We start from the raw sequence: 12585 nt of genomic DNA on the forward strand, positions 1-12585 counted from the left end.
GGGTCACCCAGCCTCAGACAGGGAGCGGCCGATGTCGCGTACGCGGCTTTCGGTCGTCAGGCGGTCAAGGCTCGCCAGCGGCAGACTGACAAAGGCATTGACTCGGTTGCCGAGCATGCGATGCGCGTCTGCGAATGCCAGGCGTTTTTCGCTCTCGCTGCCTTCCGCGGCGGCGGGATCGGGAACGCCCCAATGCGCGGTGATCGGATGACCCGGCCATATCGGACAGGATTCGGCGGCGGCGCTGTCGCAGACGGTGAAGACGAAGTCCATATGCGGCGCGCCCTCGGCGGAGAACTCCACCCAGCTCTTCGAACGCGCCTGGCTGACGTCGTAACTCAGGCTGCGCAGCAGATCGAGCGTGTAGGGATGCACCTCGCCCTTGGGCTGAGAGCCTGCAGAATAAGCGCGAAACCGCCCCTTGCCGGCGCGGTTGAGCAGCGCCTCGGCGATGATCGAACGGGCGGAATTGCCCGTGCAGAGAAAGAGAACATTGTAGATCTTGTCCGTCATGACGCTCCCCCAATGGTCGTTGCGGATGGAATGCAGCATGCTGCGACGTCGAGAGCCGGCGCGCAGATGTCGGGATGGCCGGCGCAGCAGTCGCGCATCAGAAACTGCACGAGCGCGCCGAGCGCAGAATAATTGGCCGTATAGATGATCGAGCGCGAAGCGCGTTCGGACGCGATCAACCCGGCGCGATCGAGTTCCTTGAGATGGAAGGAGACGTTGGAGGCGGAGACGCCGGCGCGCTCGGCGATGTCGCCGGCCGCCAGCCCGTCCTTGCCGGCCACCACCAGCATGCGCACGATACCGAGCCGGGTCTCCTGCGCGAGCGCGGCGAAGGCTGAAAGCGCGTCCTTGTCATCCATGATTCAATATTCCTATGATTCTTGAAATATTGAATAAATGAAATGCCGGCTTGTTGCAACAGCCGGCGCGCTTGTTCAGATCTTGCGGGTGACGAGCTCGGCGACGGCCGACCAGACGTGATAGAGCGAGCTGCCAGGCGCGGAAGTCGCCACCATCTTGCCATCGAGATCGAAGCAATCGCGCCAGAAGCCGTTCGGGCCGCCGGTCATATAGACTTCGAGAAGATCCGTAGCCGCCTTATCCGCCAGGCTCCGGTGCTCGCCGTCGGGATCGGCGAGGCCGAGCATCAGATGCGCCTTGACGCGCTCCGCCTGCGCCCAGAGCCTGCGGGTCCGCTTGCGCGGCCGACCGTCAGGACCGACTTCATCGATCAGAAAGCCGCTCTGCGCATCCTGGCCGAGCCTCAGCGCCGTCGCCAGCAGGCGCGCCGCGAGATCGCAATGATCGCCGCCCGCCAGTTCGTCATAACGCCGGATGAGCCAGACCCATTCGGCCATATGTCCCGGCTCGAAACGGTCGGAGCCCAATTCGGACGATAGCCGCCAGAGCGGGCCGAAGAACTCGCGAAGAGCGCCCATCTCCTCGTCGAAGAACCTCGTCTTGAACAGGCCGAAGAGTTCACCCGCGCGGGCAGCATGACGCGGGTCGCAGCCGGTGTCCCACAGCGCGATCATCGCCTCGAAACAATGCATATGCGGGTTCTGCCGGCGCGGCAGCGTCCCCAGATGATCTTCCGCCCAGCCGCCGCCAGGGGCTTTGAACGTGACATCCATAACCGCGAGAGTCTCGGCGATCGCCTCGTCATAGGCGGATTTGCCGGTGGCCTCTGCGAGCCAGGCCTGCGCCAGCAGCACGCAGGCGTGATCATAGAGATCTCGGACGGGATCGGTGATTTTTCCCTCCGTCAGGCTGATGGCGCGAGCGAAGCCGGGCGCATCCCCCGCCACCCAGGCGATGCGTCTCAGATGTTCATACGCCGTCTCCGCCCTTTCCAACCCGTCGGCAGGGCCGACGCCGAGGGCCGCCGCCTGCGCATAGACATAGATCTGCCGCGCCGCCGTGCGGATGCGCACGACGCCGCTCCCGTCCTGCGCGCCGTCGAGCTCCAGCCCCTCGACGAACTGCCCTGCCCTCTCATCGAAAGCCGCATCGAGCCAGGCGGGCAGGATGCGGTCGATGAAATCCTGGCGGAGACGGATGAGAGACATGGGCTTTCCCTGGATTGTTCGGCGGCGGAATTTAGCCCGCCTTTCCTGTCGCCACAATGAACGTATGCAGACATGGTGAATGGTGCGACGCAAAATATTCCAGCCGCTGCCGACGACGAACGGGAACCGGCTTTGATCCTGAGAGTTTCGATCCGCGCCCCTCCGAAATGGAACCTTGCTTCATGACGTTTCCCACCGCCACCTACCGCCTGCAGTTTCGCAACGGCATGACCTTCGATCGCGCCATCGATCTCGTTCCCCATCTCAACCGGCTCGGCGTCAGCCATCTCTATTGCTCGCCGATTTTCACCGCCGCCGCCGGCTCCACCCATGGCTACGACATCGCCGATCCCAATGAGATCGATCCGGACCTCGGCGGCCGCGACGGCTTCGACCGTTTGGCCAACGCGCTGCGCGCCGCCGACATCGGCGTCATTCTCGACATCGTGCCCAATCATCTCGCCGCTTCCCTCGACAATGCCTGGTGGCGGAGCGTCGTGGAATGGGGGGCCGAGAGCCCCTATGCCCGTCATTTCGACATCGACTGGAGCCAGCGGCTGACCCTGCCTTTCCTGTCGACGCCGCTCGAGGAGGCGGCAAGGCTCGACGAAGCGCATCTGGCTTTCGACGCAGACCAGGGCGTGCTGGCCTTTTCCTTTTACGGCAGCGCCTATCCGCTCACTCCGAGCAGTTACGCCGCCGCCCTCTCCTGCATGTCGGGTCCAGGCCTCCGGGAAATACTGGCGCTCGCCGCCGCCGCCCGGCCCGACAATTCCGACGACTTTCACGAGGCGATGCGGCAGGCGCTCACCGGGGCGACCGATCTCAACGCCGCGCTTCGCAGCGCGGTGTCGCCGGAACGACTGGTCGAGATCGTAGGGCTCCAGCCTTGGGCGCCCATCCAGTGGCAGAAGGCGGCGAGCGGGCTCAGCTATCGCCGCTTCTTCGAGATCACAGGTCTCGTCGGCCTCAGGGTGGAGGACGAGGCCGTGTTCGAGGACAGTCACGCCCTCATTCTCGATCTGGTCGAAAAAGGCGTGGTCGACGGCCTGCGGGTCGATCATATCGACGGGCTTGCAGATCCGGAAGCCTATCTCGTCAAGCTCCGGCAGCGCATTGGCCCCAACACCTATCTCGTGGTCGAAAAGATCCTCGAACATGAAGAGCAGTTGCCGGCGCAGTGGCCGGTGCAGGGCACGACCGGATACGAAGTGATCGCCACCACGGCGCTGGCGCTCGCGCCCGACGATCTCGAGCCGCTCGATCGCGCCTACTCTGCTCTCGCTGGGCGCGATTTAGATCCGCAAGCCGAGTTTCGGACGGCGCGCCAGTTGATGATCGACGTCAATTTCGAAGGCGAGGTCAAGGCGCTCGAGCGCATGGCCGTGGATCTCGCCGCCTGCGAGGAAGACTGTTCGACGCCGGACCCCGAGGGCATGAGCAGGGCTCTGCGCGAGCTGCTCGCCGCCTTCCCGGTCTATCGCACCTATGGCTCGAAGTCCGGCCTTCGCGCGCAGGACGCCGATGTGCTGCTGAAGATCTTCGAGCGCCTCTATCGCCAGGCCGACGGGACAGACGCGGCCAATTTGCGCTGTCTCCAAGCCATTCTACGCGGCGACATGCGACCGGAAAACCTCGAAGACGCCGTCCGTTTCCGCACCCGCATGCAGCATCTCACCGGCCCCCTGCTGGCAAAAGCGCTCGAGGATACGTTCTTCTATCGCTATCACCGACTGCTCGCTCTCAACGAAGTCGGTTGCGACCCCTTCATCGCCGGCGGCTCCGTCGAGCATTTTCACGCCCGCATGAAGGAGCGCGCGTTACGCCAGCCGAACGGTCTTTCGGCGACCTCGACGCATGACACCAAGCGCGGCGAAGACGCCCGCGCCCGTCTCTTCGCGATCGCCGAAGCGCCCGACGTCTGGGCCGACGCCGTCTCGCGCTGGCGCAAGATGAATGCGACCGGCGTCGTCCAGCTTCCGGATGGGCCTGCGCCGGAGCCCGAGGTCGAATGGATGATCTATCAGGGGCTGGCCGGCGCCTGGCTGCTCGGTGAAGACGGCGAAAGCGAAGCCAGCCTCTCCGCCTTCCACGACCGTTTCCTCGCCTATGTGGAGAAGTCCGTGCGGGAAGCCAAACTGCGCGGCAACTGGTCCGACGCAGGCAACGATTATGAAAAAGCCGTCCTCGCCTATGCCGCCGGCTTGTTCTCACCGGAGGCCGCCGCCTTCCGCGCCGATTTCGAGACGACGCTCCTGCCCTTCGCCCGCGCCGGTCTGATCAACAGTCTCACCCAGACCTTGATCAAGCTGGCCGCGCCCGGCATTCCCGACATCTATCAGGGATCGGAAGGGCTGGACTTCTCTTTGGTCGATCCCGACAATCGCCGTCCGCTCGACGTCGACGCGCTGACGGCGCTGGAGGCATCCGACGCGCCGCCTGGCTGGCCCCGGACGGCGGCGGATCTCGCGACACAGAAATACCGCTTGGTCGCCGACATGCTGTCGCTCCGCAAACGGGCTCCGGCACTGTTTGCGGACGGTCATTACGCGCCCCTGTCGGTGGAAGGTCCGGCTAGCGCCCATGCCGTCGCTTTCGCCAGGATGATGGGAGAGACGGCGTTGATCGTCGTCGCGCCACGCCTGCCGCTCGCCCTGATGCGCGACGGCGACGGCGCAGCTGCGTTCCGCGAGGCCACATTGCCTCTTCCCGCCGACTTGGCGAGCCTCACATTCACGTCGATGACGTCAGGGGAGACTGTCGCAGTCGAAAACGGAGCGGTGTCGCTAAATCATCTGTTCGACGACGCGCCCTACGCCGTGCTTCTGGCGGGGCCGTGACGAAAACGACAAGCATACGAAAGGGGACCTCCGTCACGGGCGGTCCCCTTTCGCGTGAGGACATGGTCTTATTGGGAATACAGCGCTATGAGCGCCAATCGTTCGGCGCGCCGACAAGTGGCCCGATCCGCGGCGTGGGCGCGCCGCGGCGGAATGCGATTGAGAAGTGGTCCAATCAGGCCGCAGGGGCTTCCTTGGTTTTCCGAGACGCAGGCTTTTTGGCGGACGTCGCTTCGTCGGACTTCTTGGCGGCCGCGGCGGGTTTGGCGGCGGCCGGTTTCTTCGCAGCGGGTTTTTCGGCCCCCTCCGGCTTCTTGGCGGCGCGCGGCTTGGCGGACTTGGCCGCCGCCTCGTCCTCGGCCTCTACATCAGCGACCGCCTGCGACCAATGCGCTTCGTGCAGACCGTCCGGCTGTCCAGCGCCTTCCCAGATCTGGTGAGCACGCTTGCGGATACGGTCCTCTTTGGTGTCTGTCATGCTGTGAACTCCCCATCGTCGGGCTCTGAAAGGATGTCGTCGCTATCGGCGGCGGCTCCCGCCTGCCGCGGCCGGCTAACGGTTCAAGCCTGAAGTTGTTCCACGCTCAACTCATGCGCTCCAGGTGGAATCGAGCATATGCTAGCAGGTGCGAGATGGAAACAGCGGCGCCGCAAAATGCCGGATTTTGGACAGGAACATTGCTGGATTGACAGCGTTGACCCGCGCATTTACGCCTTGAGCTCGATTGGTCTGGATCGGACACGCATGACAACTCCCCAACTGCTCGCTCTCGGCGTCATCGCGCTCATGATGGCCGTGTTCATCTGGGATCGCGTCCGCTACGACGTGGTGGCCTGCGGCGCTCTGGCGCTGAGCGTCATCGTCGGGATCGTACCCGCCGACAAGGCCTTTTCGGGCTTCAGCGACGACATCGTCATCATCGTCGGATCGGCTCTGGTGGTCAGCTACGGCGTCGCACGGTCCGGCATCGTCGATCTCACCATCAAACGCTTCTTCCCCAACCTGCAGACCGTGCATGCGCAGCTCGCGCTGCTCATTCTTTCGGTCGCGATCCTCTCCGCCTTCATCAAGAATATCGGCGCCCTCGCCATCATGATGCCGGCCGCCTTCCAGTTCGCCCGCAAGAGCGGCAAATCGCCGTCGCTCTATCTGATGCCGATGAGTTTCGGAGCGCTGCTCGGCGGCCTCATGACGCAGATCGGCACCTCGCCCAACATCGTCGTGTCGCGGCTGCGCCAGGAGTTGACCGGCGAGACCTTCACCATGTTCGACTTCACGCCGGTGGGCGCGGCGCTGACCGTGGTCGGCGCAGCCTTCCTGATCTTCTTCCACTGGATCCTGCCCGAGCGGCGCAACGAAAACCCGTCGCTCGAGGAATCGCTCGACAGCAAGATCTATTCGACGGAAGCGACGGTGACCGACGAGTCGCCGATCAACGGCAAGGCGCTGAGCGACCTGCTGCAATATGGCGATCGCGAAATCGTCGCCACTGCCGTGATACGCGGCCATACTCGCATGACGCCGTTTCCGGATCTGGTCATGCATACGGGCGACACGATCATTCTCGAAGGCAGCCCCAACAATCTCGATCGGGCCGTGCTCGGCGCGAAACTGAAGCTGCAGGGATCCCGCGCGCTGGTCAAGGACCGCGCCGACCTGATTTCCGTCGAAGCGGTCGTGACGCGAGAATCCTCGTTGGTCGGCCTGTCGGCGCGGCAATTGTCGCTGTCGAACCGGCGCAACGTCAATCTGCTGGCCGTAAGCCGCCAGGGACACCGCCTGTCGGAACGCTTGTCGGAACTGGTGCTGCAGGAAGGCGACGTCATCGTGCTGCAGGGCAGCCGCGCCACGCTGCCGAGCGTGCTTCAGGATTTCGCCTGCCTGCCGCTCGCCCAGCGCGACATTTTGCTGGGCTCCACCCGCCAGGCCTATCTGCCGGTGATCATTCTGGCGGCCGCCATGGGCGCGACCGCGATCGGCATCGCCTCGGTGCCCGTCGCCTTCTTCTGTTCGGCGCTGGCCATGGTGATTTTCGGCGTCATTCCGCTCGCCGATGTCTACAAAGCCTTCGACGGGCCGATCCTGATCATGCTCGCGGCGCTCATCCCGGTCGCCGATACGCTGAGGACGTCGGGCGCGAGCGAAATCCTCGCCCATAATCTCGGCGAACTCGCCCATACCATGCCGTCCTGGGGCGCGCTGACCTTGATTCTGGTGACCGCCATGGCGGTGACGCCGTTCCTCAACAATGCCGCCACCGTGCTGGTCATGGCGCCCATCGCCGCGTCTTTCGCCACCACGCTCGGCTACAAGCCGGAAGCCTTCCTGATGGCGGTGGCGATCGGCGCGGGCTGCGACTTCCTCACTCCGATCGGTCACCAGTGCAATACGCTGGTCATGGGTCCCGGCGGCTACCGCTTCAGCGATTATCCGAGGCTCGGTCTGCCCCTGTCATTCATCGTGGTGATCGTGAGCGTTCCGATGCTGCTCTGGGTCTGGCCGGTCAGCTGAGCAGTTCGAAGTCGGCGACGATCGGCAGGTGATCGGAGGCTTTTCGCGCCAGCGGCGTATCGATCACCCGCGCGTCGATCAATTTCAGCCGATTGTTGTGAAAGACATGATCGAGGCGCAGCAGCGGCCATCGCGCCGGAAACGTCGCCCGCCAACGACCCTCTCCGCGCGGCGCGGCGACTGTCATCGAACGTGAAATCACCTGGAATGCGCGCGAACTCGGAACCGCGTTGAAATCGCCGAGCAGCAGCGTCGGCGCGCGGCGGCAGCGCTCATGGCCGAGCCATCCGGGACCGAGAAGCGTTTCGGCCTGCAAGGTCCGCTCCGCCGAGGACAGGCCGAAATGGGTGTTGAACACCTGCAGCTTCCGGCCGTCCACGTCGATCTCGATCCACAACGCGCCGCGCGGCTCGCCGCGGGACGGCAGCGCCGCGGCGCGGTGCAGCGTCGACGGCAGCGCCGTCAGCAGCGCGTCGCCATAGCGCTCTTCCTCGACATGAAGCGCCGGATGGAAATGAGACCGCATCTTCAGATGAGCCGCGATCACCTCGGCCTGATCTATGCCGCCCGATCGCTTGCGACCGACATCGAGTTCCTGCAACGCGATGACCTCGGCGCCGCTCTCGGCGATGACCTCGGCGATGCGCTCCGGATCGTGTCGGCGATCCGAACCACGGCAGCTATGCACATTATAGGTGAGCGCGCGCAAAACGCGCCGGGCGGGAATGTCCTTCGGCGTAAGCATGCCGGGGGAACCCATTGCGGCCGGATTCGTTCCCTTCCCACACTTCAGGAGACCGGCGGTCCATGTTTCTCAAATATCTCGCGCGCGCCATTTTCGTCCTCGCCATCCTCGGCGCGATATACCTTCTCGTGCGAACGCTCCGGCAATATTCGTTTGATGAAATCCTTACGACGCTCGCCTCGATACCGGTCAGCCATTTGGCGATCGGCCTGGGCTTCGCCGCCTGCTCCTATTTCTGTCTCGCCGTGGGCGACTGGCTGGCGACGCGTTACGCCGGCAAACCGTTGAAATTCCGCCAGACTGCGCTGGCGTCTTTCGTCAGCCTGTCGATCGGCCACAATGTCGGCGTGGCGGCGCTGTCGAGTGGAGCGGTGCGCTATCGCTTCTATTCCCGCTGGGGCCTCGATGGCGAAGCCGTGGCCAAGATCATCCTGTTCTGCGGTGTGACCGTCGCGCTCGGATTGTCGACGCTGGGATCGATCGGCATGGCTTTGCGGCCCGAAGACGCCGGCGACATGATGAAGCTCGATACGAGCACGATCCGCATGCTGGCCGCGGCCTTCGCCGTCTTCCCGGTCGTCTACCTCGTGCTCTGCGCCGTGCTGCGCAAACCGCTGCGCATTCGCTCCTGGAGCATGAAGCTGCCGCCGATGCGGCTGGCGCTGGCGCAGGTGGCGGTCGGCACGATCAACTTCTCCTTCGTCTCCGCCGCGCTGCACCAGATGCTGACGGCCTTTGCTCCGGCGAGCTATCTGAAGGTCGCCGCCGCCTCGATCACCGCCAATATCGCCGCGATCATCTCGCATGTTCCGGGCGGCCTCGGCGTGCTGGAAGCCACGATCGTGCATATCCTGCCGGGCGCCTCGTCGATCGCCGCCGTCATCGCTTTCCGCGTGGTCTACTACTTCATTCCGCTCGCCTTCGGCCTCGCCTTGCTGGCGATGAGCGAACTTCTGCTGAAAAAGAAGGCGGCGGGCTATCAACCCGCCGCCGCCGAATAATCCATTATCCGTCCTCCACCCAAACGCCCCGGTCGCATATCGCCGCCGGGGCGTTTCCGTTACATGTCCTTGCGCGCCTGCGGCGCGACCAGGCTGGTCAGCCGCCCCATGAGCGCGTCCCAGAGCCGCCGGGCGCCCTTGATGGGCGTGAAGGGCTTGCGCGGATCGACCATGCCGGTCCCGAACACCGGTCCGGTCTGGCCTTTTTCGGCGTCGACCGCCAGGATGCGCAGCCCGCGCGGTTTGGTGTTCAACTCCTCGATCGCGCCGATCAGGCTGGCGCGCCGCGTGACGGCTGCGCGAACGTCCTGCTCCGAACAATCCAGATGTTCCGCCATCAGCCGATCGCGCAACGACAGGATGGCGCCCTTGCATGCGCCGTTCTCGGCCTCGATGGCGATGTCGGATTCCGTATCCAGGCCCTCGGAACGATTGTTGAGGTTGGAAGAACCGAGCCGGATGAAACGATCGTCGACCACCACGAGCTTGGCGTGGACGAGGATGTCGCATTCGCCGCCCCTGTGATCCGGCACGACCGGATAAAGGGCGCGGAAGCGACCATGGCGATCGGCGCGTTTCAGACGGCGGATCAACCGGTCGCGATTGGCTCCCATCATGATCTTCTCGAGAAAACCATGCGAAAGACGCGTCACGATCACCACCACTTCGGGCCCGTCGGGTTCGGCAAGGCGTTTGGCGAGCAGTCGGCCGACCTCGAAGGAGGCGAGATATTGCGTTTCGATATAGATCGAATCCCGCGCGGAGGCGAGCGCGTCCATCGTCAACCGCATCGCCTCGCGGCGACTCCTGCGGCCGCGAATGCCGGGCTCCGTGCGGGCGAGCGCCACCTCACACCCGCCGAAGTCGTCCGAGACGCTCCCCGGCCAGACGGCGTCGGTGCTTTCGATGGGCGCCGGCGAAATATCCTCGCCGTTGGCGTGCCGCCAGCGGCGTCTGGCGAGATCGCCGATCATCGCAGCCGCAGACCCCGACAGCGCCGCCTGCAGATCATGCACGGGCTCGTAGGTCTCGCCTGACGGCGTGACGCGCAGCGGATTGTCGGGATCGTGGCGAGGGTCGTCCCAGCGCTTGTGGGTGAGATCGATGCCGCCGATGAAGGCCAGTTGATCGTCGATCGTCACGAATTTCTGGTGATGGGAGCCGCGGATCGCATGCCGGCGGTCGAAGCGCAGATGGATGCGCGGATGCGCCGACCAACTGTTTTCGGAAAACAAGGCGAGAGACTTGCCGGAATAGATCGGCCCCATGGCCCAGACGAGAATTCGGATCTCCAGGTCGCCGTTCGCCTCCACGAGCGAGCGAAGCAGCTCGCCCAAGGTCTCGCTCGGGCGATCTGGCCGCAGATAGATGTCGGGGTTGAAGTCCCAGCCGACGATCCAGATCGTTCGGCGCGCTTGGCGCAACGCCTCGTCGAGCGCGGTGAAGTAAGCCGCGCCGTCGACCATGAAGCCGACGCGTTCGGCTACGGCCGCGCGCCACGCGTTGACGCCGACTTTCACGATCTGATCCTTGTTAAGCGAAATGTAGTCCGGGTTCGGCATGTGTATTCCCCTGATCCGCATGCGACTGATGCGGATCAACACGGCAGCCGCCGACTTGTTCCGTTGTCTCTCCGCAAAGAAGCCGCTCCGCCGGCTTCACGCTCCGGAGGTCAGCCAAGCGTTCCGTCCGGGGAGCGGCCCTTTCGCAGGAGATCGAGAGGATCGCGTGAGGTTCTCTCCTGCACACGGACAACACCAGGGCTTCCGCTCGGTTCCGGCCGTTTGTCGAAAAGATCGTGAAGCAGTGGCGGCAGGGAACAGAAATGCAGCGCTTCACGTTTGATCGCGGCAATCGAACAGGAGCGGATGATGAGCACGGCGCAGAAAGACATCGAAGGTCGCGACGAGACGGCGAGCGTAAAGGACAAGTCGAAAAAAGGTCCGGCGGAAGGGCCGCATGCGCGCCAGGATCTGACCGATCATGAAAAGACGCCAGGGTCTGGCGCTCTGGTCGACAAGGATGGCGTCGGCAGCGACGCGGACGGCGGCGTCGGCTGATCAGTGAACCGGCGGAACGGCGCTGCGACGAAAGAGGCCATGCCCGACATCGATCAACGCGTCGACCGCCCCCCGTAGCGAAAAGCCGCCATGAGCGCGAACCGCGTCCGGCGCGCTGTCGCCGAAGGCGAATATAAAGGGAATGCCGAGCGCGTCCAGCCGTTCACAGAGGAGGAACGCGTCGCGCGTTTCCAATTCGATATCGATGACTGCGGCGTCGACCTGCCGGCTCTTCAAAAATTCGTGAGCCTCGGCAACGCAGCCGACCACGACAAATGCGCCGCCCCAGCCCTCCACCAGCCGCCGCGTCTGGTCGGAGAGAAAGAAATCTTGATCGATTACCAGCAGAGTCTTGCCGTTGAACAAGTCTCTCGCCTCGTCTCGTGCGGGATCCATAGCGCATGCTTTCTAGTCACTCGACAGCATATACGCCTGGATGCTGCGGACAGTTCTTAGGCGAAGGAAATAACACCTCCGGGATCTGATTAAACGCCGAACGGTCCAACCTCAACCCCCGCGACGACATGAAGAAGTCTTCTCCGGCAACCGGCGTTTTAGCCTTCTCACGTCTCCTGCGCCGCATGTCTGCAGAGCTCGATCAATCCGATGACAGCGGCATTCAGCGCGCAGGGCCTGCTTGATTGCTATCGATATTGATGTGGCGACCACGAACCCACCGCATTTCCCAGCCACGCTTGAACTTCAGGCCGTTGCAGTTAAGAAAGATCGGATGGGAACTGAGGATGAGCAACAGCGGAATGACTGACAGTGAACTATTTGCTCAATCCGGCGTTGATCGCCTGATGACACGACAGGCAGAGAGAATGACCTATTTCGGTGACATGCACGGCGCAAAGAGATCTTCAAGCGAACTGGCCGAGGCGCGAACGCTCGTCGTCCGTTTTCTTGCCGATTTGCGCGACCATCCGATCGGCCATGACATCCTCGACGCGGCGGAATTGCCGGCCACGCGCCGCGAGATGATCGAAGCGTTTCAGCGATTGATCGCGCACGAGCCGCGCGCGCGCATCCGCGATCAGCTCAAACTGGTCGGCTTGCTGCTGTCGCAATATCAGGACGGCGTGGGAGCAAGGCTTCGGGTCCAGGCGGTTTCGGTTGCGATGGAAGAGCCCGATTACATCCAGCCCGACAGTTCGGCCGTAGAACGGATAGAACGAGCGCTGTCGGCGGTCGAGCCTGATCGCGCCTGGCTGGCGGAGTTGTTCGATCGCGCCGCAGAACAGGCAAAATCCTCCGCTCCGCAGGCGCATATGGCCGAGGCCATGCGCAATCGCGGCCATGGCCGCGGCAACGATGGCTGGATGGCCCGATAAACCGACGATGAA

12 protein-coding genes are annotated in these 12585 nt (G+C 63.9%); 5 read left to right on the forward strand and 7 right to left on the reverse strand.

Going from position 1 to position 12585, the window contains the following annotated elements:
• Positions 1-3: 3 nt before the first annotated feature.
• The 3 genes from OCK01_RS02655 to OCK01_RS02665 form a co-directional block, all read right to left on the reverse strand.
• Complete coding sequence (locus OCK01_RS02655; RefSeq protein ID WP_263822576.1) at positions 4-513, reverse strand: arsenate reductase ArsC; 510 nt, start codon at positions 511-513, stop codon at positions 4-6.
• A complete protein-coding gene (locus OCK01_RS02660) occupies positions 510-872 on the reverse strand; it encodes an ArsR/SmtB family transcription factor (protein WP_263822577.1) in 363 nt (120 codons plus the stop codon). The genes OCK01_RS02655 and OCK01_RS02660 overlap by 4 nt, the downstream gene beginning before the upstream one ends.
• Positions 873-947: 75 nt before the next feature.
• Positions 948-2081, reverse strand: a complete 1134-nt coding sequence (locus OCK01_RS02665; protein WP_263822578.1) for an AGE family epimerase/isomerase — start codon at positions 2079-2081, stop codon at positions 948-950.
• Positions 2082-2263: 182 nt separating this feature from the next.
• Between OCK01_RS02665 and treY the strand changes: the two genes are divergently transcribed.
• Positions 2264-4921, forward strand: a complete 2658-nt coding sequence (gene treY, locus OCK01_RS02670; RefSeq protein ID WP_263822579.1) for a malto-oligosyltrehalose synthase — start codon at positions 2264-2266, stop codon at positions 4919-4921.
• A gap of 175 nt (positions 4922-5096) precedes the next feature.
• Here the strand turns inward: treY and OCK01_RS02675 are convergent, their stop codons facing one another.
• On the reverse strand, positions 5097-5399 hold the full coding sequence (locus OCK01_RS02675; protein ID WP_263822580.1) for a DUF2934 domain-containing protein: 303 nt from the start codon (positions 5397-5399) through the stop codon (positions 5097-5099).
• 267 nt (positions 5400-5666) lie between these two features.
• Here OCK01_RS02675 and OCK01_RS02680 point away from each other — a divergent pair, with 267 nt between their 5' ends.
• Positions 5667-7433: an SLC13 family permease gene (locus OCK01_RS02680; RefSeq protein ID WP_263822581.1), complete on the forward strand. Its 1767-nt coding sequence runs from the start codon at positions 5667-5669 to the stop codon at positions 7431-7433.
• On the opposite strand, the gene OCK01_RS02685 is transcribed toward OCK01_RS02680, so the two are convergent.
• Complete coding sequence (locus OCK01_RS02685; RefSeq protein WP_263822582.1) at positions 7426-8178, reverse strand: endonuclease/exonuclease/phosphatase family protein; 753 nt, start codon at positions 8176-8178, stop codon at positions 7426-7428. The genes OCK01_RS02680 and OCK01_RS02685 overlap by 8 nt on opposite strands.
• Positions 8179-8240: 62 nt before the next feature.
• Here OCK01_RS02685 and OCK01_RS02690 point away from each other — a divergent pair, with 62 nt between their 5' ends.
• On the forward strand, positions 8241-9179 hold the full coding sequence (locus OCK01_RS02690) for a lysylphosphatidylglycerol synthase domain-containing protein (RefSeq protein WP_263822583.1): 939 nt from the start codon (positions 8241-8243) through the stop codon (positions 9177-9179).
• Positions 9180-9238: 59 nt separating this feature from the next.
• On the opposite strand, the gene OCK01_RS02695 is transcribed toward OCK01_RS02690, so the two are convergent.
• Positions 9239-10741, reverse strand: a complete 1503-nt coding sequence (locus OCK01_RS02695; protein ID WP_263822584.1) for a phospholipase D-like domain-containing protein — start codon at positions 10739-10741, stop codon at positions 9239-9241.
• A 309-nt stretch (positions 10742-11050) separates the two neighbouring features.
• On the opposite strand from OCK01_RS02695, the gene OCK01_RS02700 reads away from it, so the two are divergent.
• On the forward strand, positions 11051-11239 hold the full coding sequence (locus OCK01_RS02700; RefSeq protein WP_263822585.1) for a hypothetical protein: 189 nt from the start codon (positions 11051-11053) through the stop codon (positions 11237-11239).
• Here the strand turns inward: OCK01_RS02700 and OCK01_RS02705 are convergent, their stop codons facing one another.
• Positions 11240-11635 (reverse strand): response regulator, encoded by a 396-nt coding sequence (locus OCK01_RS02705; RefSeq protein ID WP_263822586.1) that lies wholly within the window; start codon positions 11633-11635, stop codon positions 11240-11242.
• A 299-nt stretch (positions 11636-11934) separates the two neighbouring features.
• Here OCK01_RS02705 and OCK01_RS02710 point away from each other — a divergent pair, with 299 nt between their 5' ends.
• On the forward strand, positions 11935-12573 hold the full coding sequence (locus OCK01_RS02710) for a hypothetical protein (RefSeq protein WP_263822587.1): 639 nt from the start codon (positions 11935-11937) through the stop codon (positions 12571-12573).
• Positions 12574-12585 lie beyond the last annotated feature (12 nt).

The organism is Rhizobium sp. TRM95796 (assembly GCF_025779995.1).
GTDB lineage: Bacteria > Pseudomonadota > Alphaproteobacteria > Rhizobiales > Rhizobiaceae > Rhizobium_E.

What these genes read in the sequence shown, in the direction of transcription:
- OCK01_RS02655 (WP_263822576.1), bottom strand. Translation starts at nt 513, where the DNA reads ATGACGGACAAGATCTACAATGTTCTCTTTCTCTGCACGGGCAATTCC.
- OCK01_RS02660 (WP_263822577.1), bottom strand. Translation starts at nt 872, where the DNA reads ATGGATGACAAGGACGCGCTTTCAGCCTTCGCCGCGCTCGCGCAGGAG.
- OCK01_RS02665 (WP_263822578.1), bottom strand. Translation starts at nt 2,081, where the DNA reads ATGTCTCTCATCCGTCTCCGCCAGGATTTCATCGACCGCATCCTGCCC.
- treY (WP_263822579.1), top strand. Translation starts at nt 2,264, where the DNA reads ATGACGTTTCCCACCGCCACCTACCGCCTGCAGTTTCGCAACGGCATG.
- OCK01_RS02675 (WP_263822580.1), bottom strand. Translation starts at nt 5,399, where the DNA reads ATGACAGACACCAAAGAGGACCGTATCCGCAAGCGTGCTCACCAGATC.
- OCK01_RS02680 (WP_263822581.1), top strand. Translation starts at nt 5,667, where the DNA reads ATGACAACTCCCCAACTGCTCGCTCTCGGCGTCATCGCGCTCATGATG.
- OCK01_RS02685 (WP_263822582.1), bottom strand. Translation starts at nt 8,178, where the DNA reads ATGCTTACGCCGAAGGACATTCCCGCCCGGCGCGTTTTGCGCGCGCTC.
- OCK01_RS02690 (WP_263822583.1), top strand. Translation starts at nt 8,241, where the DNA reads ATGTTTCTCAAATATCTCGCGCGCGCCATTTTCGTCCTCGCCATCCTC.
- OCK01_RS02695 (WP_263822584.1), bottom strand. Translation starts at nt 10,741, where the DNA reads ATGCCGAACCCGGACTACATTTCGCTTAACAAGGATCAGATCGTGAAA.
- OCK01_RS02700 (WP_263822585.1), top strand. Translation starts at nt 11,051, where the DNA reads ATGAGCACGGCGCAGAAAGACATCGAAGGTCGCGACGAGACGGCGAGC.
- OCK01_RS02705 (WP_263822586.1), bottom strand. Translation starts at nt 11,635, where the DNA reads ATGGATCCCGCACGAGACGAGGCGAGAGACTTGTTCAACGGCAAGACT.